This window comes from Pedobacter gandavensis, assembly GCF_032678745.1.
GTDB classification, from domain to species: domain Bacteria; phylum Bacteroidota; class Bacteroidia; order Sphingobacteriales; family Sphingobacteriaceae; genus Pedobacter; species Pedobacter gandavensis_C.
The window spans coordinates 139,020-163,691 of the sequence record NZ_JAVTST010000006.1 but is presented as its reverse complement, the minus strand read 5'-3'; the positions used below and the strand labels follow the sequence as shown (position 1 = coordinate 163,691).

20 protein-coding genes are annotated in these 24,672 nt (G+C 40.8%); 9 read left to right on the top strand and 11 right to left on the bottom strand.

What is annotated here, in order from left to right:
* The first annotated feature begins 61 nt into the window (after window positions 1-61).
* Window positions 62-2,575 (top strand): family 20 glycosylhydrolase, encoded by a 2,514-nt coding sequence (locus R2S10_RS18455; RefSeq protein ID WP_316841888.1) that lies wholly within the window; start codon window positions 62-64, stop codon window positions 2,573-2,575.
* A 201-nt stretch (window positions 2,576-2,776) separates the two neighbouring features.
* On the opposite strand, the gene R2S10_RS18450 is transcribed toward R2S10_RS18455, so the two are convergent.
* Both R2S10_RS18450 and R2S10_RS18445 read right to left on the bottom strand, forming a co-directional pair.
* On the bottom strand, window positions 2,777-3,097 hold the full coding sequence (locus R2S10_RS18450) for a hypothetical protein (RefSeq protein WP_316841887.1): 321 nt from the start codon (window positions 3,095-3,097) through the stop codon (window positions 2,777-2,779).
* Window positions 3,098-3,108: 11 nt separating this feature from the next.
* Entirely contained in the window at window positions 3,109-4,878 is a 1,770-nt protein-coding gene (locus R2S10_RS18445; RefSeq protein ID WP_316841886.1) for a hypothetical protein, read from the bottom strand.
* Window positions 4,879-5,015: 137 nt separating this feature from the next.
* Here R2S10_RS18445 and R2S10_RS18440 point away from each other — a divergent pair, with 137 nt between their 5' ends.
* The 4 genes from R2S10_RS18440 to hemN all read left to right on the top strand — a co-directional run bounded on the left by R2S10_RS18440 (window position 5,016) and on the right by hemN (window position 9,179).
* Complete coding sequence (locus R2S10_RS18440) at window positions 5,016-6,200, top strand: PAS domain-containing sensor histidine kinase (RefSeq protein WP_316841885.1); 1,185 nt, start codon at window positions 5,016-5,018, stop codon at window positions 6,198-6,200.
* 8 nt (window positions 6,201-6,208) lie between these two features.
* On the top strand, window positions 6,209-7,267 hold the full coding sequence (locus R2S10_RS18435; protein WP_316841884.1) for a response regulator: 1,059 nt from the start codon (window positions 6,209-6,211) through the stop codon (window positions 7,265-7,267).
* An 84-nt stretch (window positions 7,268-7,351) separates the two neighbouring features.
* Window positions 7,352-7,822, top strand: a complete 471-nt coding sequence (locus R2S10_RS18430) for a lactate dehydrogenase (protein WP_316841883.1) — start codon at window positions 7,352-7,354, stop codon at window positions 7,820-7,822.
* 1 nt (window position 7,823) lies between these two features.
* On the top strand, window positions 7,824-9,179 hold the full coding sequence (gene hemN / locus R2S10_RS18425; protein ID WP_316841882.1) for an oxygen-independent coproporphyrinogen III oxidase: 1,356 nt from the start codon (window positions 7,824-7,826) through the stop codon (window positions 9,177-9,179).
* A 66-nt stretch (window positions 9,180-9,245) separates the two neighbouring features.
* Here the strand turns inward: hemN and R2S10_RS18420 are convergent, their stop codons facing one another.
* From R2S10_RS18420 to R2S10_RS18380, 9 genes are all read right to left on the bottom strand, one after another.
* Window positions 9,246-9,650, bottom strand: a complete 405-nt coding sequence (locus R2S10_RS18420; protein ID WP_316841881.1) for a group III truncated hemoglobin — start codon at window positions 9,648-9,650, stop codon at window positions 9,246-9,248.
* Window positions 9,651-9,681: 31 nt separating this feature from the next.
* Window positions 9,682-10,368, bottom strand: coding sequence for a sulfite exporter TauE/SafE family protein (locus tag R2S10_RS18415; RefSeq protein WP_316841880.1), 687 nt, complete (start codon window positions 10,366-10,368; stop codon window positions 9,682-9,684).
* Window positions 10,365-10,796, bottom strand: coding sequence for a FixH family protein (locus R2S10_RS18410; RefSeq protein ID WP_316841879.1), 432 nt, complete (start codon window positions 10,794-10,796; stop codon window positions 10,365-10,367). The genes R2S10_RS18415 and R2S10_RS18410 overlap by 4 nt, the downstream gene beginning before the upstream one ends.
* A gap of 4 nt (window positions 10,797-10,800) precedes the next feature.
* Window positions 10,801-12,201 carry a cytochrome c oxidase accessory protein CcoG gene (ccoG, locus tag R2S10_RS18405; protein ID WP_316841878.1) on the bottom strand — a complete coding sequence of 467 codons (1,401 nt, stop codon included), beginning with the start codon at window positions 12,199-12,201 and terminating at the stop codon, window positions 10,801-10,803.
* Between the two features lie 2 nt (window positions 12,202-12,203).
* Window positions 12,204-12,998: a cbb3-type cytochrome c oxidase N-terminal domain-containing protein gene (locus R2S10_RS18400; protein ID WP_316841877.1), complete on the bottom strand. Its 795-nt coding sequence runs from the start codon at window positions 12,996-12,998 to the stop codon at window positions 12,204-12,206.
* Window positions 12,995-13,162 carry a hypothetical protein gene (locus R2S10_RS18395; protein WP_182959486.1) on the bottom strand — a complete coding sequence of 56 codons (168 nt, stop codon included), beginning with the start codon at window positions 13,160-13,162 and terminating at the stop codon, window positions 12,995-12,997. The genes R2S10_RS18400 and R2S10_RS18395 overlap by 4 nt, the downstream gene beginning before the upstream one ends.
* An 18-nt stretch (window positions 13,163-13,180) precedes the next feature.
* Window positions 13,181-15,292 carry a cytochrome-c oxidase, cbb3-type subunit I gene (ccoN, locus tag R2S10_RS18390; RefSeq protein WP_316841876.1) on the bottom strand — a complete coding sequence of 704 codons (2,112 nt, stop codon included), beginning with the start codon at window positions 15,290-15,292 and terminating at the stop codon, window positions 13,181-13,183.
* Window positions 15,293-15,368: 76 nt separating this feature from the next.
* On the bottom strand, window positions 15,369-15,554 hold the full coding sequence (ccoS, locus tag R2S10_RS18385) for a cbb3-type cytochrome oxidase assembly protein CcoS (protein ID WP_316841875.1): 186 nt from the start codon (window positions 15,552-15,554) through the stop codon (window positions 15,369-15,371).
* Window positions 15,551-17,950 carry a heavy metal translocating P-type ATPase gene (locus tag R2S10_RS18380; protein WP_316841874.1) on the bottom strand — a complete coding sequence of 800 codons (2,400 nt, stop codon included), beginning with the start codon at window positions 17,948-17,950 and terminating at the stop codon, window positions 15,551-15,553. The genes ccoS and R2S10_RS18380 overlap by 4 nt, the downstream gene beginning before the upstream one ends.
* A gap of 209 nt (window positions 17,951-18,159) precedes the next feature.
* Here R2S10_RS18380 and R2S10_RS18375 point away from each other — a divergent pair, with 209 nt between their 5' ends.
* The 4 genes from R2S10_RS18375 to R2S10_RS18360 are packed head-to-tail and all read left to right on the top strand — an operon-like array spanning window position 18,160 to window position 24,667.
* Window positions 18,160-19,389, top strand: coding sequence for a Pycsar system effector family protein (locus R2S10_RS18375; protein ID WP_316841873.1), 1,230 nt, complete (start codon window positions 18,160-18,162; stop codon window positions 19,387-19,389).
* Between the two features lie 6 nt (window positions 19,390-19,395).
* Window positions 19,396-21,393 (top strand): polyphosphate kinase 1, encoded by a 1,998-nt coding sequence (gene ppk1, locus R2S10_RS18370; protein ID WP_316841872.1) that lies wholly within the window; start codon window positions 19,396-19,398, stop codon window positions 21,391-21,393.
* A 13-nt stretch (window positions 21,394-21,406) separates the two neighbouring features.
* The gene (locus R2S10_RS18365) at window positions 21,407-22,288 is read left to right on the top strand and encodes an SdiA-regulated domain-containing protein (RefSeq protein ID WP_316841871.1); all 882 of its coding nucleotides are present in this window, start codon (window positions 21,407-21,409) and stop codon (window positions 22,286-22,288) included.
* An 18-nt stretch (window positions 22,289-22,306) separates the two neighbouring features.
* Window positions 22,307-24,667 carry a GAF domain-containing protein gene (locus R2S10_RS18360; protein ID WP_316841870.1) on the top strand — a complete coding sequence of 787 codons (2,361 nt, stop codon included), beginning with the start codon at window positions 22,307-22,309 and terminating at the stop codon, window positions 24,665-24,667.
* The last annotated feature ends 5 nt before the right edge of the window (window positions 24,668-24,672 follow it).

Sequence of the window (24,672 nt, the reverse complement as noted above, 5' to 3'; positions counted from 1 at the left end):
CCCCTTTTGGGATTCGCCATTTAAATGCTAATCAATTGAAAAATAGACAAAAGATACGCTTATGAAAATTTACTTCCTCGCTGCTTTTTTTATGATTTGTATGGCCAGCGCTGCCATTGCTCAGGATGCTGAATCCATTTCTGCCGCTGATCTGGGCCTGAACTGGGAACAGACGAATGCTAAAGATGGGATGATATTGACCATAAAGAATAATGGTAAAAACGCCTTACCCGCTTCGGGCTGGAAAATCTACTTCAATTCCAGAGTGTTGAATATTTCCGGAGCAGATAGCCTGCTGGCTGATATTCAGCTTGTAAATGGTGCTTTGTTTCGTTTATCACCCTTAAAACCCTTTAAAGCGATTGCGCCAGGCTCAGCCATTAAGCTGCAACTGAAAACCGAAGCGATGTCTAATCAATCAGAACGGCCGCAGGGATTTTACCTGGTTTGGGATAAGAAACCTGATCAGGGTTCGGCAATTAAAAATGTGGTATTTCAGCCTTTCGCAGCTCATTTAATCGAAGAACAGGAGATTGCTGGAAAAGCTTATCAGGAGAATAAAAAGATTAAAGACATTAAGGAAAGGGATCTCCCTGTGATTTTTCCAAGCCCCTTAAAGTATTACAAAGGGACTGGAGTTTTTGAATTAACTGCAAATGTGGAGATCAAGACTTCGGCTGCTTTTGCAAATGAAGCCGCATTACTGTCTCAGGAGATCACTAAAGTATTGGGTCAAAAGTCAGCTGTTAAGGCAAAATCTGATGCTGAAAAAATCGTCTTCCTAATGGATAAGGGATTGCCGAAAGAGGCTTATCACCTGAACATTAGTCAGGATACCATTCTTATTCATGCATCCGGTTCTGCAGGGGCTTTTTATGCCATACAATCTTTGAAGAGTATGTTTCCTGCAAATTCCTGGTCAAGCTTAAAAAAGGTGATTAAAGTACCGGCAGGTTTTACTCATGACCGCCCAAGGTTTGAATTTAGAGGATTTATGATGGATGTAGGCAGGAATTTTCAACCTAAATCAGAAGTGTTAAAGGTCCTGGATTTAATGGCATTGTATAAATTGAATGTCTTCCATTTTCACCTGACAGAAGATGAAGGGTGGCGACTGGAAATTCCAGGATTACCGGAGTTGACGGAAGTAGGAGGACAGCGGGGACATTCGGTAGCGGAGCAAGAACAAATTTTACCGGCTTATGGTTCCGGACCTAAGCCCGGCTTAAACTCAGGATCAGGTTTTTATACCAAAGCAGATTATATTGAAATTCTGAGATATGCTACCGCAAGACACATCCGTGTGATTCCTGAAATTGAAACGCCAGGCCATGCCAGAGCAGCAATTAAAGCCATGGATGCCCGATATAACAGGTTGATGAAAGCCGGAGACAAAGAAGCCGCGGAGTATTATTTGTTAAGAGATTTGAAGGATGAGAGTAAATACCGCTCCGTACAGGGATTTGACGACAATGTGATCAATGTAGCCTTGCCTTCCAGCTATAACTTCCTGGAAAAGGTGACCAATGAATTGATCGCAATGCATAAGGAAGCAAATGCGCCATTAACGACCATCCATTTTGGTGGTGATGAGGTTCCTGCAGGTGTATGGGAGCAATCTCCGGCTGCGGCTCAATTGGCCATTGCCGAGCCGACAGTGAAAGGAACGGACGAATTGTGGTTTTACTTCTTTAGTAAATTGAACAAAATGCTGCAATCCAAATCGCTGTTCTTGTCTGGATGGGAAGAAATAGGTCTTCGTAAACAAAACGTAAACGGTGAAATGAAAATGCTACCAGAACCTCGTTTCTTTAAACAGGATTTTCATGTTGATGTCTGGAATAACCTCCGTGGTAATGAAGATCTTGCTTATAAAATGGCAAATGATGGGTATAGAGTGGTGTTAACGCCAGTAACGAATTTCTACATCGACCTTACCGTAAATAAAAGCTATGAGGAAACCGGACAAAACTGGGGCGGCTATGTGGATGTCGACAAGCTTTTCTATTTCATTCCTTACGATTATTATAAGAACGTAAAAGAGGATGAAGAAGGCAATCCCGCAGATCCTGAACGTTATAAAAATAAAGCACGTTTAACGATGTATGGCAAAACGAATATCATCGGATTGCAAGCGCCATTATGGAGTGAAAATATTAAAACCCCGGAAGAATTCGAATATATGTTATTGCCTAAGTTATTGGGATTGGCAGAACGTGCATGGTCTAAAGATCCGGACTGGGCGACCGAACCAGATGCCGAAAAAGGAAGGTTATTATATGATCAGGCCTGGTCGGAATTCGTCAATGTATTAGGTAAAAAAGAACTACCTAGGTTAAATCATTACGGAGGAGGTTTTAATTACCGCATACCCACCCCGGGCTTAAGTGTGGAGAATGGTCGTGTTGCCGCAAACTTACAACTGCCAGGATTTATTATCCGCTATACCACAGATGGTAGCGAACCTGAAGCAAGTAGTAAGATTTATGTCAATCCAATTCCCTTCCAGAAAGGACTAAAGTTCCGTGTTTTCAATGGGGAGAATAGAGGAGGACGAAGCATTCAGCTGCAGTGATTTTAGAAAGGCAGCAATGCTTTAAATAAAAAGAGTTTAAACAAAAAAAACAGGGATTAATCGGAGAGATATATCCCTGTTTTAATTAATGGCTGACCCACCACAGATCAACCTAAACCAAACAAACTACAGCTATAACGGATATGGTGGTCAAAAAGTTTTTAGCTTGAAAAATAAAAACAATTTAATGACAATATGCGCTTATTCTTTATCATGATATAAAAATTCCATGCCTTCAGGAGTGATAGAGGCCGCATGCTGAACGCGGTCCCGATTGATGTGGATATATCCTAGTTTTTCCAATTCTTCGTACTCTTCTTCCATTCCTCCTAAAATCGAAGAACTAACTTGCTGGTCAATGATGCCCAGTAATGATTTCATAGCTTCTTTTTCCATGGTCTTTTTGATTATAATCGTATCGAAATTTCTTTTAACTAATATAGTGAAAAAATAGGTTTCATAAAAGCCACGGAAAGAAAGAGGGGGGGAAGAAACTAGTACACCAATTTCGTTTTCAATCACGTGGCTATATGTTAACTTAAGCTTTTCTCTGCCAATAGCAATTGTTTCAGCATTTCCTGGACGGATGAACTATCCTGGAATTTTAATTCAGGAATGAGCGCACGATAGTAGGTGATGCCATCCAGCAATTGCATTTTAAATTTGTTGAAGTATTTGTCCTTTTTTGCCGTGATTTCTTCCAGTTGATTCGCAATATCTTTTTTCAAATAGTCGACATATAAATTGAGCTCATTGATGAATAAATTAGGGCGGATCACATCTGCAAGTAGGTTCTCACGACCATAAATATGATTGATCATCTCTTTAAGAGAATATTTGCCCTGGAAGAAGGCAAGATTTGGCCCAGGGCAAATGCTGACCGCCTTATTTTCTCTTGCTTTCAATATCCCTACTTTCAAATAAGTAGAGGCGCAAAGACCTTCACACAGACATACTTTCTCCGTAATGGATTCAAATTGTCGTTGGTAATTGTCTTCAGAAAGAGTTTGTTCTTTAAGTTGTTTTATTTTTAGGTTTTGATATTCTCTGGATGCCGTACAGATGGGTTCTGCGGTAAACTCTGTATTGGTGCATAGGAATTTTTTAGTGCAGGGACTCCCTGGTCGGCCTTTTTCTATGCGTTGTAAGCGCTGTTCTTCCGCGGTACTCTTTTTGAAGTTATTAAACAGTACACCTAATGGCGAGGAATTGCTTAAGTAATAATCATCTGCAGCTGCGGTTGCCAAATGGTTTAAGGTTTCATCGTCCACATTTGTGGCTTCCGGAACCAATAAAAATGGGCTACCCCATCCGGCAGCGTCCAACTCATAATAGTTGAGTAAAAATTCGTGTTCTTCCGCAGTTCCAATACCACCCTGTGCAGTGATGCGTTGCTCAGGAATAGCTGTTTCCGCCATTTCTTTACTCTTCAAAGCATTGCTGTACATCTGATAAAGTTCTTCTGCCAGCTCCTTACGCTTTTGTTTAAATTCTTCCAGAATAGGGCCCAGTAGGAAACCATCTGTCGCAAATGCGTGTCCGCCACAGTTCAGTCCTGATTCTACACGGAATTCAGCTACCCATAGTCCTTTTTTAGCCAGCATCTTCGCCTGAATTAATGCAGAGCGGAAATCACTTACTTTAAGGATGATTTTCTTTTGAAAAGTACCTGTTGCATCCGGGTAAAAGGCACTGCATTTTTCCATATAAGCATATAGACGAGGGTTTAGTCCCGCTGAAATGATCACGGAAGAGTTCAATGTACTATTGCTGAAGCCGCGCATGGCCGCCAAGGCATCCGTATAATCATCCCCCTGACTTTCATGATTTGCATTATAATTCACCTTGTCTACTTTAGACATAATGTTGACATCAATCGCACCGGGTACCATGGATTGACGCAACTCCGCTTGTAGCTCCTTTTTTTGTGGGCTATCGCTGAGGCTTTTCATTTCCTCATACTTTTGTTTCCAGACAGATCGCTCCGGTAACAGCTCGAAATAATAATCCAACTCTGTTCCTGTCTCAAAAGATTGCGCCTGTAAGGCCTGAAACTGTTGTTTTACCTGCACATCCAAAAGGTCTAAATAGGCGGTAATCCTTCTGGCCCTGCTGTCTGTTTCTTTTTTTGCGATCAGTGTAAATGTGCCTCCAGTTTGTTCCTCATGATATTTTCTCATGCGCTCCGTTAATTCATCATCTACGATGGAAACAACAGAGGAAATGCCATATCTGGCCACTTTTAAAGGAGTATCAATTGAATAGCCTAAGCCTAAAACTGGGATGTGAAAAGTATGGTTCATTGGATCAGATAAATAGTACTTGAATCGCAAAAGAACAGACTATTTAATTTTAAAAACATGATATTAGTCACACTTTTGTATGATTGAGGTTATTAGCCCTGTGCAATCGTTATCATTATATTTGTAAAAAGTACGACATGGAAGAGGCGAGGTTATTAAAGGCCATTATTGAAACTGCAATTGACGGGATTATCACCATTGATGACAGGGGCAAAATAGAAAGCCTTAATCCGGCAGCATTAAAGTTATTTGGATATACTATTGAAGAAGTCGAAGGAAGGAACATTTCCTTTCTCATGCCGGAACCGGATAGAAGTGGCCATGATGGCTATATTCACCGCTACCAATCTACCGGAGAAAAGAGAATCATTGGAAAAGGCAGGGAAGTAAAAGGGCTGAGAAAAGACCGCAGCACTTTTCCTTTTCGCTTGGCAGTGAGTGAAGTGCAGTATGAAAACCGCATCATTTATACCGGATTTATCCATGACCTTTCTAAAGAAAAAGAAGCCGAAGAGCGCCTTAGGGAATATGCTTCGGAATTAGAAGAACTGGTGGAAGAGCGGACCAAATCACTTAAAAAAACAGTGATGGCCCTGAGTGAAGCCAAAGAAGAAGTGAGTCTTTCTCTTGAAAAAGAAAAAGAACTGAATCAATTGAAAAGCAGGTTTGTATCTATGGCCTCTCATGAATTCAGAACGCCTTTAAGTTCCGTACAACTTTCAGCCTCGCTGATTGATAAATATGCTGAGCCTTACGACAATAAAAACATCAGTAAGCATGTCAGTAAGATCAAAAATGCAGTCAGCAATTTAACTACGATATTGAATGATTTCCTGTCGCTGGAACGATTGGAGGCCGGAAAAGTGGAGCCAACTTTTACTGCTTTTGACCTGGTGAGGCTTTCTGAAGAGATCACTGAAGAAATGCAGATGATGGCAAAACAGGATCAAAATATTATTTATCAGCATACCGGATTGGAAAGCACAGTATTGCTGGATCCCAATCTGTTGAAAAACTGCATGATCAACCTGATCTCCAATGCCATCAAATATTCTGGCGAAAATACCTTTATTGAATTCAATACAGAAATTACGGATAGTCAATGTGTGGTGACGATAAAAGACAATGGAATTGGGATTCCTGAATCTGACCATAAGCACCTTTTTCAACCGTTTTTCCGTGCGCACAATACAGGGAATATTCCTGGAACAGGCCTTGGATTGAATATCGTACACCGCTATGCAACGCTGATGAAAGGCGACTTGTATTTTGAAAGTAGCATCCATACCGGGACTAAATTTGTTTTGTCCTTTAATAAATAAAAACACACATGAAGAAGACACTGATACTCATTATAGAAGATAACGATGACATCCGGGAAAGTACTGCTGAGATATTAGAACTGGCAAATTACGAAGTATTACAAGCCAGTAACGGGCGTGTAGGAGTGGATATGGCCATCAGTCAGTTGCCTGATGTGATTTTATGTGACATCATGATGCCGGAACTGGATGGCTATGGAGTACTCTATTTACTCTCTAAAAATGAGCAAACCGCCACGATTCCTTTTATCTTCCTGACTGCAAAAGCAGAGCGTATCGATATGCGTAAAGGGATGGAAATGGGCGCTGATGATTACCTGACAAAGCCTTTTGATGATGTAGAATTGTTGAATGCGATAGAAAGCAGACTGAGCAAAAGAGATAAACAACAGGTTTTCTATAGTCAGTCGCTGGAAAAACTGAGCGTCCTGTTCAGTAATACCTCTGGATTACAGGAGCTGGAAAAGATCATCGCTGCGCGAAAAGTTCGTTCTGTTAAAAAGAGACAAGTGGTGTATTATGAAGGCGATAATGTTTCCGGCCTTTACCTCGTGATGGATGGAAAGGTGAAAACTTTTAAACTGAGTGAAGATGGAAGGGAACTGCTAACTGGAATGTATAGCCATGAAGACTATTTTGGCATTACCTCTTTGTTGCTGAATGCACCCTACACTGAAACTGCTGAAGCATTGGAGGACAGTACGGTATGTATGTTGCCAAAAGATTTAATGGAAGATTTACTCAATCGTTATCCTGATGTTGCCCGTCAGTTTATTCAATTGATCTCTAATAACCTTCAGGATAAAGAAGAACAATTGCTGCAACTCGCCTATCATTCTGTGAGGAAAAGAATGGCAGAAGTACTGGCCAGACTGTGTAAACAGGAAGTCCAGGGGATGGAATTGGTATTGAGAGTTTCCAGGGATAACCTGGCTGCAATGGCTGGAATGGCGACTGAAACGGTGAGTCGAATCCTGAGCGATTTCAAAGATGAAGGCATTATCGAAAGAAAAGGTAGTCAGATCATTGTGCTGGATCAGCTTAGACTTCAACAGATGAAAAACTGACGAAGATCATTTTTTCAATTGATCAAACTCATTCCCCCCGCTACCGCTACATGCTAACTTTGATTATTAATAAATCGAACCAGCATGAGAGTTGTCGCATATAGTATAAAGTCTTTTGAAAAAGAACCATTGGCCATAGCCAATAATAAAAAACATGATATTACATTGATATCCAATTCTTTGGGTTCTGAGACAGCTTCTTATGCCGCAGGTAAAGAAGCTGTAATTGTATTCAATGAAGACGATGTTTCTGCACAGGTAATCAATCGATTAGCTGATCTTGGGGTGAAATTTATTGCGACGCGCTCTACTGCTACCAGTCATATCGACCAGGAGGCCGCTGCCTTAAGAAATATAAAGATTGCAAATGTTCCCTTAGATGCTTTGCTGGCGCTTACAGAGAAAGAATTGCCTATGGCATTGGCCGTAGAAACGATTGTTAATCTCGATAAATGGCAACAAAAGAAGTGTTTAGGGACGGCCTGTGTTTGCTCCAGATCCTGCGATCAGGCACATTCTCTATTAAATCCGAATAGCAAACCTCATCAGCATTAGTATGAATCATCTGATCTCAAAATACCATGTTGCTGCCCCTCGTTATACCAGTTACCCAACCGTTCCCTATTGGAAAACAACAGATTTTACGGTAACTGACTGGGAGAAAGCCGTTGCTCAATCTTTTAGAGAAAGTAACGATAAAGAAGGAATCAGCATCTATATCCACCTTCCTTTTTGCGAGAGTTTATGCACGTATTGTGGATGTAATACCAGAATCACCAAAAACCATAAAGTAGAATCCCCATATATTGAAGCTTTATTGAAGGAATGGCAGCTGTACCTGAATCTTTTTGTAAGCAGACCCTTAATCAAGGAGTTACATTTAGGTGGAGGAACGCCAACTTTCTTCAGTGCGGAGAATTTGAAGACCTTAATGGAAGGGATTCTGAAATATGCGGACCTGCATGAGGAGGCTGAATTTAGTTTCGAAGCGCATCCTGGAAATACAACAGATGAACACCTAATTACCCTAAATCAGTTGGGTTTTAGAAGACTAAGTTTAGGTATTCAGGATTTTGATCCTCAGGTGCAATTGGTCATCAATAGGATTCAAACCTATGAAGAGGTAGAACAAGTGACTTTAAAAGCGAGAGCTTTAGGCTATACATCCATCAATTATGATTTGATTTATGGCCTGCCACACCAAAAACTACATGGGCTTTCTGATACGCTGGACTCGGTGTTGAAGTTAAGACCGGACCGCATTGCTTTTTACAGTTACGCACATGTTCCATGGGTTAAACCTGGACAAAGAAGGTATACTGAGCATGACCTTCCTTCCCAAAGGTTAAAGCAAGAGTTATATGAATTGGGCTGTAAGCGCCTAAAAGAAGGAGGTTATCTTGATGTTGGTATGGATCATTTTACACTGGTTACCGATAGCTTATATGAAGCGGAAATCAAAGGTAAACTACACCGGAATTTCATGGGGTATACCCACCAATACAGTAAATTAATGATTGGATTAGGTGTATCTTCTATCAGCGATACCTGGACCGCATTTGCACAAAATGTGAAAACAGTGGAAGAATACCTGGAAATAGTAAATGAAGGAAAGTTACCAGTGGTAAAAGGACATTTGTTAAACGCAGAAGATATGCTGACCAGACAACACATTTTAAACATCATGTGTAAAGGACATACCTCCTGGAATGCAGCAGAAGAACAATCTCCTGAGTTTTCTGAAGGATTAAAGCGCATGCGCTGGTTGGCTTTGGACGGTTTGGTATTTCTGTCGGACCACAGCCTAAGGGTGACCCCACTAGGTAAGCGATTTTTAAGAAACATCTGTATGGCACTCGATTATAGGTATTGGGCAGATCAGCCCAAAACAGAATTATTCAGTCTTACTTAATAAGAATTTAGTTTTACGTCTCAATGCTAGGATTGGTGACCGCGAAATGCGGTCGCCAATTTTGCTTTATAAGCCATTAGGGTTGCTGGCTTGTTTGATCTTATATTGCATCAATTGTCCGATAGAAGAGGCTCTGGAGATCGCCTGATCCGCTACAGGGCCTTCAAAATGAGTCCTGATCGTCTCTTCCCAGATTTTCATCCAGCGGTCAAAATGCTCGCCATGTAAGGGTACTTCTTTGTTTAAAGCAATGTGCTTCAGCATTGGATTTCCTTTATAAGTGACCACATCCAGTAAAATGGTCTCCCAGAACTTAACCATTACCGGAATATGCGCTTCTAAGGCAAAATTAGCCGCTTTAAAGACTGGTCCGATCAACTCATCTGTTAAGGCTTTATTGTAAAATTCGATCACCAGAAAACGAATGTCTTCCTGATCTTTAATATCTGATTTTATAGCAGTAGCTGTCATTTTGGTACTAATTTACGATGATTTAAGGGGATTACCTGCATTCAGGGGCGCCTTGTTCTGTAGCAGCAGGACTTAGATAGGGAATGTTTAACTCCAATCCTCTAAAGATAAACCAGATGCCCAGACAGAGCATGAAATAAGGTATGATACGATTGATTCTCTTACGGACTAAAGCTCCGGTAAAGCCGATACTGAGTGTAGCGATAAACATCAGGGGTAAGGTGCCCAGTCCAAACCAGACCATATACATGGCAGAACTGCCCACATTGCCGGTATTTAAAGCTCCTGCCATAGCCAGGTAAACAAAGCCACAAGGGAGAAAACCATTGATGATACCTATGATCAAATGATTGGCCTTATGCTTTAAGGCGTAGCCAAATAGCTGATGAAAAGGTTTAAGCATGGCCGAAGGAGTATTCTTCAGCATCTGAATTTTAAATAACCTGGAACAGGCGGCCATAACGATGAGTATGCCACTTAGAATACTCAGTCCCTGTTGTAAACCTGCCATCCATAATTGTTGTCCGATTAAGCCGATAATCAGGCCTAGAAAGCAATAGGATACAATCCTTCCCAACTGGTAAAGTAATTTGTCCAGTACCAGAAAAGCCCAGCCTTGTTTTAAGGATGGGACGGCAAAGGCAAGGGGACCGCACATGCCAATGCAATGTACGCTCCCTAGCAATCCAATCATAAAGGCGAGCTTTTCGTTACTCATTCTATGATGACCTCCTGCTCGTCTAAATAGAATTTGCCTGCACTTTTCCAGTTGATGATCAGTTTCCAATGGCCTTTTGCAATCCCCGTTAAAGGAATTGCTACCCGGTGCTGTTCGTCAGTATTGATTTGGATGAGCTTATCCATACGTTTATCCGCTGTGCGGACCAGGTTTACTTTGCCTTCAGCATTGGCTTTAAAAGTCAATATAATTGCTTCGCTGCTTACCTGTATTTCAGGTTTTGCATGGTCGGTTTTTACCTGCTCTTTAAGCTGATACTCTTTATCGTAATTCAGTCCTTTCTCGTAATAATCATTGTCTACCAGTGCGTCAGGGCTGCTATTAAACATTTTTATGGCAAGGACAATGATAAAGCTCATAAAGCAAAGCATCCCAATCACCAATTTTGTTCCCCAGTTCCATTTCATTTCTTTAATCATTAAGTGGTGCGATGAAGGTCGTTTCAAATGTATCGACAACCTTCCCATCTGATAACAGTTTGAAACCGATATCTGATTTGTATTTCTTTAATTTTTCTTGTGGCATAATGACAAAAAATGTCAGTTTTGCCACGCCACCATAAGCAATGGTATCCTGTTTTTGAATGTATTGAATTTTCACATCAGGATCATCCGGTACGATTTCAAATTTAAGGCCCTTGCTGGTTTTATTGATCAGCTCCGCGTTGAATAAATTGCTCACCGCCTTTTCTTTATCTCTCATTTGATATAAGGTTCCGCTGGCCCGTAGAATGGTAGTTTTAACATCAGTTCGGGTAAATAGCAGGTAGGAGAGTACCGAAATCAACACGATTAAAACAGCAGAATAAGCATAGACTCTTTTGTTGAGTTTAAATGGCTGTTTCGTTTTAATCTCGTCTTCAGATTTGAAGCCAATTAAACGTGTAGGACGTTGAATTTTCTCCATTACCATGTCGCAGGCGTCAATACAGGCCGTACAATTCACACATTCCATTTGCGTACCATTCCTGATGTCAATGCCCGTCGGACAAACCTGTACGCAAAGCTTACAATCAATACAGTCGCCACCAGAATTGGTAACACCTTTTACACGTTTTTCCCGAGGTTCTCCACGTTCATAATCATAAGCTACAATGATACTCTGGTTGTCCAGTAATACGCCTTGCAAGCGTCCATAAGGACAAACTACGGTACAAACCAATTCTCTCATTCTGGAAAATACCAGGTAGAAAACCAGGGTAAATACCCAGATAGAAATGAAGCCGCTTAAATGTAGGGAAACAGGTTCCGTAATGATTTTGATCAGGTTATCAGAGCCAATCAGGTAGGAGAGGAAGATGTTTGCAATAAAAAAGGAGATCAACAGGTAAAGTCCATGTTTTACCGCTTTTTTGAAGAACTTCTCTCCGGTTAGGGGCCCTTCATCCAGTTTTTTACGTTTATTGGAATCCCCTTCTATCCAGATTTCTATTTTTCGGAAAACCATTTCCAGGAAGATGGTTTGTGGACAGGCCCATCCGCAGAAGACCCGTCCAAAAACTACGGTAAACAAGACAATAAATACCAGTAAGGTGAGCAAAGCCAGGACAAAGAGATAGAAATCCTGAGGCCAGAAGATCACTCCAAAGAACACAAATTTTCGCTCTAAAACATTAAGTAAGACCAATTGCTCCCCATTTAATTTAATAAATGGGGCGGCAAATAGTAAGGTCAGGAAAAAATAGCTGACCACCGAGCGATACTGATACAATTTCCCTTTAATCACCTTTGGATAAAGCCATTTACGGCGTTGTCCATCGTCGGTTAAAGTAGAGATCTGATCTCTGAAATGACTTGGGCTTTGTGATGACATAGTTAATCTTTTTTACCCTGAGGTGCTTTCGCGCCCGCAGGATTGCTTCCTTGTATAGAAAGGATGTAATTGGTAATGTCTGATATTTGCTGGGCATTCATAGATTTCTCCCAGGCCACCATTCCTTTATCAGGAACACCATGTTTGATGGTTCTGAAGATGTCTCTTGGTGTTCCGCCATGCAGCCAGTATTCATCTGTTAAATTGGGGCCAACACCACCTTCTCCATGTTCCCCGTGACAAGGGGTACAAGCTGTTTTGAAGAGTGCTGCTCCTTTTTCGATCATTACAGGATCATCGCTTTTCTCGAAGTTGTTCTCATTGACCTTTGGACCACCGGAACCGGGTTTCTGTAGAAAAGCAATGCGATCTGCCTCCGCCTGACGGAGTTCTATTGCATATTCCTCTTCCTGCAATTTGCCCCAGCCAAACACATGGTAGTTGAGCATATAGCCGATGGCAAAAATGATTGTTCCATAAAATAAGACCATAAACCAGGCAGGAGTAGGGTTGTCCAGCTCCGCAATGCCATCAAATTTATGTTCCATCATGATGTCTTTCTCCTCAGAGATAGGTCTCAGGCCCATTAATTTTGTCCAGAAAGATGGTTTATCGGCCTTTTCTGCAGCACGTTTCTCTTCTTCCAGCCTGTATTTCTCCCTTTCTTCTTCAGACGCAAATTTGGTAGGATGAAGTGTTTCCCTGATGTATATTTTGATGACCCTCAATACCAGTATGGAAACTACAAGTATGAGTACTGCAGTGAATAGTAGGGCCCAAATTAGTAAATCTGTCATTGTACATCGTCTTTTAAAGGTAATTCACTCATATATTTTATTTCTTCTTTTTTCATGGTCAGCAATAAGATGCCGACCAGGATAAAAAAGAGCAGGAATATGCCAAGGGAGGTGATTAAATACACCTGGCTTCCATCTACTTGATCTAAAAATTGCTTAAACATAGTGTTGTCGTTTAGGTTTTATTGTGCTTTAATGTCTATTCCCAGACGTTGCAGATAGGCAATCAGCGCAATGATTTCTTTATCATCTTTCACTTTGATGTTGTTCTGACGAAGGTCCGCAGCAATCGCTTTAGCCTGTTTGTCCAGGTCACGGTTAGCTTTGTGTTCATACCCTTCATCATAAGGAACACCTAAAGTCCGCATCGCATTGATCTTGCTGATGGTGGTGGTGGTATCCAGTGTTTGGGTAATCAACCATTCGTAAGGAGGCATGATACTTCCCGGCGACATTGTTTGTGGATCCAGCATGTGATTATAGTGCCATGCATTACCATATTTACCGCCTTCACGTTGTAAATCAGGACCGGTACGCTTAGAACCCCATAAATGTGGGTGGTCGTATACAAATTCTCCAGCTTTACTGTATTCTCCATACCTTTCTGTTTCTGAGCGGAATGGACGAATCATTTGAGAGTGACAACTCACACAACCTTCACGGATGTATAAATCACGCCCTTGTAATTCCAGCGGACTATAAGGCTGCACGCTGGCAATGGTTGGAATGTTCGACTTGATCGTGAACGTCGGCATCATTTCAATCATACCACCAATCAGGATGACAATTAATGAAAGTACCATGAAAACCATTGGTTTACGTTCCAGTACTCTGTGGAATTTCTTCTCAGATCCCTGAGGAACATAATCCGCTGGTAATGGCATCGCCTCAGCAGGCTCATCAGCTAAAAGATTACCTAAGCGAACGGTTTTGATTAAGTTATAAGTCATTACAATTACACCAATCAGGTATAATGCGCCACCTATAGCTCTAAGTACGTACATAGGAAGAATTTGGATTACCGTTTCCAGGAAGTTAGGGTAACGTAGCATTCCATCTTCTGTAAACTCTTTCCACATCAATCCTTGTGTGAAACCAGCGAAATATAAAGGCACCGCATAGAAAAGGATACCTAATGTGCCAATCCAAAAGTGGAAAGAAACCAGTTTTTTAGAGTATAATTCTGTTCTGTAGATTCTTGGAATCAACCAATATAAAATACCAAAGGTTAAGAAACCATTCCAGCCAAGCGCGCCAACGTGTACGTGTGCTACTATCCAGTCGGTATAGTGGGCAATCGCATTGATTTGTTTTAATGCAAGCATTGGTCCTTCAAAGGTGGCCATACCATAAGCGGTAATCCCGACAACCATGAATTTAAGTCTGGAATCTTCTCTTACTTTATCCCATGCGCCACGAAGGGTGAGCAATCCATTGATCATCCCTCCCCAGCTTGGGGCAATCAGCATAATAGAGAAGGCCACGCCAAGCGATTGTGCCCAACTCGGTAGAGAGGTGTATAATAAATGGTGAGGCCCTGCCCAGATGTAAATGAAAATTAAGGACCAGAAATGGAGAATACTCAGCTTATAAGAATAAACCGGGCGATTGGCCATTTTTGGAAGGAAATAATACATCATCCCCAGGAATGGAGTGGTTAAAAAGAAAGCCACTGCATTGTGTCCATACCACCATTGTACCAGTGCATCCTGTACCCCTGCATATAGGTAATAACTTTTAAACGCAGATATTGGAAGCTGGAAAGAGTTGACAATGTGTAATACCGCAACGGTAACGAAGGTTGCAATGTAAAACCAGATGGCCACATACATGTGTTTCTCTCTTCTTTTGATGATGGTACCAAACATATTGACCCCAAAAACAACCCATATTAAGGTAATGGCAATATCGATTGGCCATTCTAACTCCGCATATTCATGGGAAGAGCTAAAACCTAAAGGCAAGGTGATGACTGCCGAAATGATGATCAGCTGCCAGCCCCAGAAATGGATTTTACTGAGTACATCGCTGAACATCCTCGCTTTGAGGAGTCGTTGCAAAGAGTAATAAACACCCATAAAGATCGCATTCCCTACAAAGGCAAAGATCACGGCATTGGTGTGTAATGGCCTGATCCGGCCGAAAGTGGTGTACTGGGAGCCCATATTTAATGCAGGCTTGAACAGCTGCATGGCAATGAGCAATCCGACCGTCATTCCGATGATGCCCCATATAATGGTGGCTACTGCGAAGTTCCTGACGATCTTGTTGTCGTAGTAAAATTTTTCAGTCATGTTAAAAATTGGATTGCTTGTTTATGGATGTAAAATTAGGTCGGCGTGCTTAGGTACAGAATGACATCAATTGTGGCTATGTGTGATCTTGGTCACTTTTTATGTCGTCATTTTTCTCCTGAACTTCATCATCAAAGAGAATCCTGACGGCAGGAGTATAGGTGTCGTCATTCTGACCGGTTTTGCTAGCCCAGAAAAAGGCGGCAAGAAAGATCAATGCCAATAAAATACTAAAGCCGATCAAAAGATAGAGGATGTTCATAAGAGCTGGTTTTTCTTCGCATACAGTCGGACTGCAATACTGGTGAATAGGATGATAGTGATGGTGCTGATGGGCATCAATACCGCTGCAATTAATGGTGATAACATACCTTGTACGGCAAAGTATAAGCCTATCGCATTATAAGTCAGTGAAATCGCAAAGCTGATGTGGATCACCTTTACTGCATCTTTTGCCAGTTTGATAAACATCGGGATCTTTTGAAAGCTGGCACCATCGAGAATGGCATCACAGCCTGGCGAGAAATTATTGATGTTATCGGTAACGGCAATGCCTAAATCGCTTTGTTTTAAGGCGCCTGCATCATTTAATCCATCGCCAAACATCAGCACTTTTCGACCAGAAGCTTGCAGATTGCGAATGTAATCCAGTTTGTTTTGTGGACTTTGGGCAAAATGCATTTGCTGTGCCCTTGGGAAGAAAGGAATCAGTGTTTGTTTGTCCTGATCCTGATCACCCGATAACAGGTGTAAATCCGCCTCTTTACCTAATTTGAAAATCAGGTCTTTAAATCCAGCTCTCCATTGTTGTTTAGAGCAGAAAAAGCCCAGGTAGCGGTTGTTGATGATAATATGTACCGCGGCACCCTGTGTAGGTGTTTTCATTTTCAATCCTAAAAATGAAGCACTACCCAGTTTCAGTTCCTGTCCATTTACGACTCCTGAAATTCCACGGCCTACTTTTTCCATGTATTTTACTGCAGTATATTTGGAAGGACGGTTTAGCCATTTTACCAATTCCCTGCTTAAAGGGTGACCGGAGTTTCTGGCCAGGTCATTTACCCATTGCTTTTCTTCTTCGGTAATGTGTCCGTCGAAGCTGAATCCTGTGTTTTCTGGATTGGTAATCGTACCCGTTTTATCAAATACAAAGGTGTTAATACGGGCAAGTTCTTCTACTACAGCCGTGTTTTTAAGGTAAAACTTGTTCTTGTCGAAAATGCTCAATACCGCGGAAAGGGTAAAAGGAGAACTTAAGGCCAGGGCACAAGGGCAGGCGATGATCAGCACCGCAGTAAAAGAAGCCACCGCTTTTGTGGTTTCTCCCTGTAGGATCCAATAGAGTGCAGCACCGATGGCAATACTTAGTAAAACAATACTGAAGTACTTACTTGCGCGGTCTGCAAAGGTCCTGATCATGGTTTTATCACCAAAAAAAGCTTCGTTGTTCCACAATTGAGTGAGGTAACTTTGGGATACCGGTTTAACGACTTCCAGCTCTATGGCGCCTTTCAGTTGTCGGCCACCAGCATAAACGACTTCTCCTAATACTTTTTTAACGGGTAAGGACTCGCCGGTAACGAAACTAAAGTCCATTTCTGCCTCTCCTTTTAAGAGAATGGCATCTGCCGGAATGATTTCATTGCTTCTGATGAGGATTCTGTTTCCTACTTTTAACTCATTTAAAGGAAGTGGTCTTTCTTTTTCATCATCGATTAAAGTAACCGCAACAGGGAAATATGAACGGTAATCTCTTTCAAATGAAAGGTGGTGATAGGTATGCTGTTGCATCCATTTTCCAATCAAGAGGAAGAAGACCAGTCCGCAAAGGGTATCTACAAAGCCTGCTCCGGTGTTGCCTACGATTTCTACTATGGATCGGATAAACATAACGGCAATACCTAAAGCCAATGGGAAATCGAGGTTTAAAATGCCGTTTTTAAGATTGTACCAGGCAGAGCTAAAATAATCCCGACCGCTATAAAAGACTACCGGGACAGCAAAGGCAAGGTTTAGCCAGCCAAAGAATGTTCTGAACTCCTGCTCCAATGCGCTCAATCCGAAGTAATCAGGGAAGCTGAGTAACATTACGTTTCCAAAGCAAAATCCTGCTACCGCAATTTTGCGGATTAAATGGTTCTCAGAATGATCTGATTGTTGTTTTTTTACCACATCCTGTAAGCTGATCAAAGGCTCATAGCCAATGGAAGCCAGGATTTCTATGACTTTTCTTAAAGATAACTCCTGATTTTTGAAGGTGATGACCACCTGTTTTTTTAGGAAATCAATCCTGGATTGCATGATTGCAGGATTAATCTGGTGCAAATGTTCCAGCAACCAGATACAAGAGCTACAATGAATGGCAGGGATATACAAGGTGATGACGCTTACTTTCTCATCGGTATAATCCACTAAATTGGCGGCAATGGCAGCTTCATCGAGGTATTCAAAATGTGATTTGCTGTTTTTCTGCGTTTGTCCGGGTACTTCGTTGTACGCGTAATAGTTGCCCAGGTTGTGATTGGAGAGTAATTGATAGACACCTTTGCAGCCCAGACAGCAAAAAGACTTGCTGTCCAGCACATAAGGGGTATTTGGAAGATCATCACCACAATGATAACATTGGGTTTCCTGGGCTATGTTTTTTTGTATGATCATAGGGGCAAATTGATGTTTTCAAAGTTCTACCTTCCCCCCAAGTATAAATATGATGACCATCACTTTCGGCCCTGATATAAATCAGAAAAACATTCCTAATGACATCTTTTAAACTTTCTATTTAATATGATAATTAAAACCCTCATATTTATATCATCAACCACAAATAGGACAAATTGTTTTATTAATGAAAAACAAAAAGACATCGCATGAATTATAGGGAAATTTTAGATCAGTTGAGGTTACATGTTGCGAGCGTATTTCATGCGAAAAGCGATTTCAGATTAATCTATCACAATTTAAATCATACGGAGCAAGTTGTAGAGAATGCAATTAAAATTGCCAATCATTATCAGCTTTCTGATGAAGATTTCTTTATTGTGACTGCAGCCAGTTGGTTTCATGATCTGGGATATTTCTTCGATTGTTCACAACATGAGGCCAGTGGTGCTGGCCTTGCTGCCGAATTTTTAAAGGAAAAAGGCCTTGATGAACAGGTCACCAATAAAATAGTAAAGTGTATCATGGCCACTAAGATGCCTCAGCAGCCGGAAGGATTGTTGGAGCAAATTGTATGTGATGCCGATCTGTACCATTTAGGAAGCGATAGTTTTAAGGAAAGAAATAAACTGATGCGCAAGGAAGCAGAAGCTTTCTGTTCCAGAGCATTAGATAAAGACGAATGGAGAATAAAAACCATTCAATTGTTTAAGACGCACCATTACCATACCAGCTATTGTCAGAACTTATTGAATGCTAAAAAGGCGCAAAACCTGGCTGAGCTGGAAAATAAGGCAGAAGAGGCAGAAAAAGCAACAGTTAATCATTCGGGAAATAGCCCAGCTGCGCTTTCCACAGAAAAGAATATCCCTTTGGAACTGAAAAAAGAAAAAAAGAAAAAGAGTGATCGCCCTGATAAAGGAATTGAAACCATGTTCCGGATCACTTCTGGAAATCACCAAAGGTTGAGCGATATGGCCGATAATAAGGCACATATTATGATTTCTACCAATTCGATTATACTATCCATTATTTTGAGTATTCTACTCAGGAAGCTGGAAGATAACCCACATTTAATCGTTCCAACCCTGATTTTGTTGGTGATTTGTGTGGTGACCATGGTATTCTCTATTCTAGCCACCCGTCCATCTATTCCAAAAGGAGTATTTACACCTGAAGACATTAGTCAAAAAAGGGTAAACCTCTTGTTTTTTGGTAATTTCTATAGAATGTCGCTTCCAGAATATGAAGGAGGGATGTTGAAGATGATGGAAGACCGCGATTTTCTTTATGGCAGTCTAATCAGGGATTTATATGCCCAAGGGGTGGTTTTAGGTCGTAAATACCGCCTTTTAAGAGTCGCTTATAATGTATTTATGTTTGGAATTATCGCTTCTGTATTGGCCTTTATTACGGCTTCAGTTTTAGTGACTTTATAAACCAATATGGACGCTGCTGTGTATTTTAACCGGGATTTAAGCTGGCTGAGTTTCAATGAGCGTGTACTCATGGAGGCTGGCAGGGCAGAAGTTCCTATTTTGGAAAGAATTCGCTTTCTGTCGATCTATTCTTCGAATCTTGACGAATTTTATCGGGTAAGGATGCCGGTGATGATGTGGGATTATGAGCTGGCAAAAGCGAAGATTGACCAGCAACAACAACGTTATGGTGAGATCATCAGTACGCAGATTTTGCCTGCTCTGGAAGCGCAAAAAGTCTATTGGTTGTACAATAAGCCGATACCATCCCTCATTTCCCAACAAGTAACTGATCTGTTTTTTAATGAGGTGCTGGCCTATATTCATTCGGAATGTATAGATCAGGAATTGACAGATTTTTTTGCCGAAAACAACAAGCTCTACCAGGTGGCTGTGCTAAGGAATCCGAAAGGAGAGGAACGTATGGAGCTGATCAGCATTCCTTCCGAAGATTTACAACGCTTGTATGCGATTCCAGTTGATGGAGCGCAATATGTTGTATTCCTGGAAGATATCATTAAACATAATCTCAGCTATCTATTCCCTAATGATGAGCTTCAAGGTGCTTTTAACCTAAAAATCACAAGAAATGCCGCCTTAAAAATCGGACAGGATTATTCCGAAGACATCACGATTGCGCTGGAAAAGCAATTGGAAGCCAGGGATTTCGGTTTTGCAACGCGTTTTCTTTTTGAACCAGGAATTCCTTTAAGGAACCTGTACCGGGTTATTTATGCACTAAAACTACAAAAAGCAGCTATAGTACAGGGGGGAGCTTATCATAACCTGAAAGACCTCAACGCTTTTCCTTTAGAGGAGAAGAGTTTCGGTTATCCTAAATGGCCAGCTTCAACAGCATTGAAAATTGCAGAGAAAGAGACCCTATTTGATCATATCCTTGCTAAAGATATTCTCGTAAATGTCCCTTATCAGAACTATGACGCAGTTTTGCGCTTTTTCAATGAAGCTTCAAATGATGTCAATGTCAAGGAGATTTATGTGACCTTGTATCGGGTAGCCCGCAATTCAAGAATCGTAAATGCATTGATGACGGCCGCAAAAAATGGTAAAAAGGTAGTCGTGCTGGTGGAGCTGAAAGCCAGATTTGATGAAGCAAATAACATCAAATGGGCCAAGCAAATGAAAGCAGCAGGGGTAAAGATTATATATAGTAGCATTGACCTGAAAGTGCATGCTAAAGTAGCATTGGTAAAGCGTTTGATGGATGGAGAAATCCAATATCTGGGCTTATTGGCTACTGGAAATCTGAATGAAAGCACGGCAAAATTCTATACTGATCATATTTTATTGACCGCTCATCAAGCGATGCTACAAGAATTAGAGTCTTTATTCAACTTTCTAAGTAGGAAAGATAAGACTGCTGTTCTTGATGATCCTATTGATTTTAAACATCTATTGGTGGCACAATTCAATCTGCATCAGCGTTTTCTGAACCTGATTCAGCGAGAAATCGATCATGCGAAACAAGGTTTTCCATCCGGAATTACCATCAAATTGAACAACCTGGAAGAGCAAGTGCTGATTGCGAAGTTATATGAGGCTTCTCAGGCAGGCGTAAAAATACAGCTGATTATACGTGGCATCTGCTGCTTAGTTCCCGGACAAGTCGGTCTCAGTGAAAACATTTCCGTAAGAAGAATTGTAGACCGTTTTCTGGAACACGGACGGATCTTTATCTTTGCTAATAATGGCCTTGAGGAGATCTATATGGGCTCTGCAGACTGGATGAACCGGAATATCTACAGTAGAATTGAAGTGTGTTTTCCGTTATATGACGCGGATTTGAAACGTCTAATCAAGGAAATTATTACCTTGCAGCTTCAAGATAATATTCAGGCAGTAAATATTACTGCTGAATTGCAGAATGAAGAAATCAATGGTTCCCCTGTAATACGTTCACAGGAAGTTATTTATCATTTGTTACAATCGTTTAATAAGGAATAAATGAACCTATTTTATGAAAAAAAACGCTACTAAATTATTGTATGTGATGCCCATTGTGGCATTGGTCGCATTTTATGCCTGTAAGCCGGTTTCCTCGAAGTTTAGTAGTCCCGTAGGTTATGACCTGGAGCGTCCGGAGAAATTTAATATGCCGGAAAGCTTGTTGGAAATCTCAGGAATTGCCTTTTATAAAGGTCTGCCGGATACCATTTATTCTATACAGGATGAAGAAGGCAGCGTGTTCCGACAAAAATGGGGCGTTAAGCAGCAAAAGAATGTAGGCTTTGCCGATAAAGGAGACTATGAAGATATTGCTATTTTCTCTGAAAAAGTGTTCGTCCTAAAGAGTAATGGCCAGCTTTATGCTTTTCCATTTTCGGAAACGGTAAATGAAAAGGCAACGCAAGTGAAAATACATAAGAAATTGGTGCCTAAAGGGGAATACGAAAGTTTGTATGCCGATCAGGAGAGCAATAAAGTCTATGTATTGTGTAAATCATGTCCGGTAGATAAGAAAAAGAAAACCACAACCGGTTATGTGTTAAACTATGATTCAAAACTAGATAGCCTGATTCCGGAAAGTACTTTTAGCATTGATTTGGAGCAGATCAAAGCACTTAATCCTAAGTTGAAAGCGAGTCTAAGTCCTTCAGCGTTGACTAAAAATCCGATCACAAAAGAATGGTATATTCTTGCATCTGCCAATAAATTGTTAGTCATTGCAGATGAAAACTGGAAAGTGAAAGAAGTACACAGATTGAGTTCTGGAATCTATAATCAGCCGGAAGGCATAACTTTTGATAAAGATATGAACCTATATATCTCCAATGAAGGCGATGAGCTGACAAATGGTAATATCTTAAAGTTTAAAAAAACGACATCAGTAAAAAAGTAACACAATAAAATACGAAAAATGCAAGCTATCACGCTGGATTTGAACAATAGTATTGCTGGTTTAAGAGATCGACCTCCATTGGGGGCTGAAATTAAGTTGTCTTTGCAACCATTTATTACTTTTGTGGAGGAGAAGGCAAATACTGAAAAGACTGCCAAGATTAATTTCTATCGCTATATTCTTGAACAATTTAAGCAATATCCTGAACTGAAAGACCCGATCCCAATGGAGAATGTCCAGAAGTATAATACCTTGTTTGAATTGATTTATACGGCTTTGTCGCCAATTATTAATGAAGAAAAAGAGCATTTCTGGGCCATTAGTACCCCGTTGATGCCTTGTTTTCATTATGGTACCAATGCGTTTTATAATGTGTTGCTGGAGCCTTCTACCTGCACGCTAAAAGCCGATCTTTCACTACCCTCTAAATCAGAATTGAAAAAGAGCATGCTATCTGCTTTTTATAACCTGGTGTTGCATCGCTTTTATAACTTTTCATTAACAGCCAACGAGTTTACGGTCAACTCCATTGTTGACCCGGAAACGAAATTGCCTAAATATTACCGCTTAAACGTAGATACCCGTTTTCTCACGATTACCGCAAATGTGGAATTGCCGGAGTACGACCTGAATATCGTCAAGGAATATATTCAGGATGAGAGCAATACCCTCGATATTCTGACTAAGCTGATCCCACCTGAGATTTTTACAATTGAAGGGATTTCTATCGTTACTTTAACGGATGTAACCGGGGAGTATGCGCTTGAATCGATTAAAAATGTCATGATTGATCACCATGAGTCCAAAAATGTGAACTATGGTAAAGAGATCAACAATGCCCTAAAGGCATTGGCAGGATCTGATCATCTGGAATTCGGACTATTACCTTATCTGAAGTTAAATAATAAACTTTTGATCAATGAGAAGTCTGGTTTCCAAAGTATCCTGATCAAGTTGGCCGAAGAAGCCGGATGGATGGATAATGATGAATTTCATCTGGTAACAGATTATTTGAAGCAGCCAAGGACTTTGATCTTTCCAGAAATTACCCTGGCAGAACAGGAGAGCTACCCGATGCTCCGCTTATTATGGGCAAAAGGAATCAAAGCTTATGGCCTGTTTCCGCTCTATTACAATGCCAGATTGGTGGGTTGCCTGGAGTTGTATACCATGGAATCCAGCTATTTTAATGGAAATGCATTGACCAAAATAGACCTTGCTTTTCCTTTATTAGCACAGTTATATCAAAATATAATCACTGATTTTAATCAGGAAATCGCTGAAATTGTAACGGATAAGTTTACTGCTTTACAGCCTTCTGTACAGTGGCGCTTCAATGAAGCAGCTTATCATTACCTCCAAATGGGAGGGAAAAAGCGCAACCTGCCAGTAGAACAGGTGTTCTTTAAGAATGTACACCCATTTTATGGAGCAGTAGACATTAGGAATTCCAGCATATTGAGAAACATGGCGGTTCGTAAAGACCTGCATGTTCATTTTGAAATGCTGCAAAAAACACTGGATATCATTAAAAGGAAGGTATGTGAGTCGCTGGAAAATGAGCTGCCTCAGAAGTACGAAATCTGGAGTAAATCCAGATTCGAAGACCTTACAGACCGTGAGATTCTCAAAACTGAAGATTACCTGCAAAGACAGATTCCTTCCGCTTTGATCCATTTAAAAGAGACACATCCGGAACTTAAACCCATTGTAGACGAATATCTGGAGTGGACAGCCGTTGATGGGAAAAGCTATGAACACCGCGATAGGTATGAAAAAAGCTTACAGATGATCAATCTGGCAGTAACCAGGCATTTGGACGTGTTCAACAAGGAAATTCAAGAGATTTATCCATGTTACTTTGAAAAGTTCCGTACCGATGGTGTAGAATTCGATATTTATTTAGGTCGTTCTATTGCCCAGGATACTGAGTTTTCAGAAGAGATCCTTCATGAATTTCGTCTGAAACAGCTGAAAGTATTGGCAGAAGTGGCTCAAACCAGTCATAGTTTAGCGCCTTATTTTTCTTTACCATTGGAAACTACTCAGCTGATTTTCGTCTATGAAAAACTAATAGACATCAGTTTTAGAATTGATGAACAACGTTTTGATGTAGAAGGAAGCTATAATATTCGTTACCAGATGGTTAAAAAACGAATAGATAAAGCCCATGTTAAAGATACTACAGAACGGATTACCCAGCCTGGAAAGATCGCTATTGTCTATTTCAATAGTTGGGAAGCCAGGGAATACCTTGGATATATCAAATCGCTACAAAGCATTGGTTTGTTGAACGATGACCTGGAATACCTGGACATTGAAGAATTGCAAGGAGTGGAGGGATTAAAGGCCCTCAGAATAGGAGTAACGCTTAAATAAATTCA

Coding starts and splice junctions, on each gene's coding strand:
- ccoG (WP_316841878.1), bottom strand. CDS start 12,201: ATGTCATCACAAAGCCCAAGTCATTTCAGAGATCAGATCTCTACTTTA.
- R2S10_RS18440 (WP_316841885.1), top strand. CDS start 5,016: ATGGAAGAGGCGAGGTTATTAAAGGCCATTATTGAAACTGCAATTGAC.
- R2S10_RS18435 (WP_316841884.1), top strand. CDS start 6,209: ATGAAGAAGACACTGATACTCATTATAGAAGATAACGATGACATCCGG.
- R2S10_RS18430 (WP_316841883.1), top strand. CDS start 7,352: ATGAGAGTTGTCGCATATAGTATAAAGTCTTTTGAAAAAGAACCATTG.
- R2S10_RS18455 (WP_316841888.1), top strand. CDS start 62: ATGAAAATTTACTTCCTCGCTGCTTTTTTTATGATTTGTATGGCCAGC.
- R2S10_RS18410 (WP_316841879.1), bottom strand. CDS start 10,796: ATGAAATGGAACTGGGGAACAAAATTGGTGATTGGGATGCTTTGCTTT.
- R2S10_RS18375 (WP_316841873.1), top strand. CDS start 18,160: ATGAATTATAGGGAAATTTTAGATCAGTTGAGGTTACATGTTGCGAGC.
- R2S10_RS18400 (WP_316841877.1), bottom strand. CDS start 12,998: ATGACAGATTTACTAATTTGGGCCCTACTATTCACTGCAGTACTCATA.
- R2S10_RS18395 (WP_182959486.1), bottom strand. CDS start 13,162: ATGTTTAAGCAATTTTTAGATCAAGTAGATGGAAGCCAGGTGTATTTA.
- hemN (WP_316841882.1), top strand. CDS start 7,824: ATGAATCATCTGATCTCAAAATACCATGTTGCTGCCCCTCGTTATACC.
- R2S10_RS18445 (WP_316841886.1), bottom strand. CDS start 4,878: ATGAACCATACTTTTCACATCCCAGTTTTAGGCTTAGGCTATTCAATT.
- R2S10_RS18365 (WP_316841871.1), top strand. CDS start 21,407: ATGAAAAAAAACGCTACTAAATTATTGTATGTGATGCCCATTGTGGCA.
- R2S10_RS18420 (WP_316841881.1), bottom strand. CDS start 9,650: ATGACAGCTACTGCTATAAAATCAGATATTAAAGATCAGGAAGACATT.
- R2S10_RS18360 (WP_316841870.1), top strand. CDS start 22,307: ATGCAAGCTATCACGCTGGATTTGAACAATAGTATTGCTGGTTTAAGA.
- ppk1 (WP_316841872.1), top strand. CDS start 19,396: ATGGACGCTGCTGTGTATTTTAACCGGGATTTAAGCTGGCTGAGTTTC.
- R2S10_RS18380 (WP_316841874.1), bottom strand. CDS start 17,950: ATGATCATACAAAAAAACATAGCCCAGGAAACCCAATGTTATCATTGT.
- ccoS (WP_316841875.1), bottom strand. CDS start 15,554: ATGAACATCCTCTATCTTTTGATCGGCTTTAGTATTTTATTGGCATTG.
- R2S10_RS18415 (WP_316841880.1), bottom strand. CDS start 10,368: ATGAGTAACGAAAAGCTCGCCTTTATGATTGGATTGCTAGGGAGCGTA.
- ccoN (WP_316841876.1), bottom strand. CDS start 15,292: ATGACTGAAAAATTTTACTACGACAACAAGATCGTCAGGAACTTCGCA.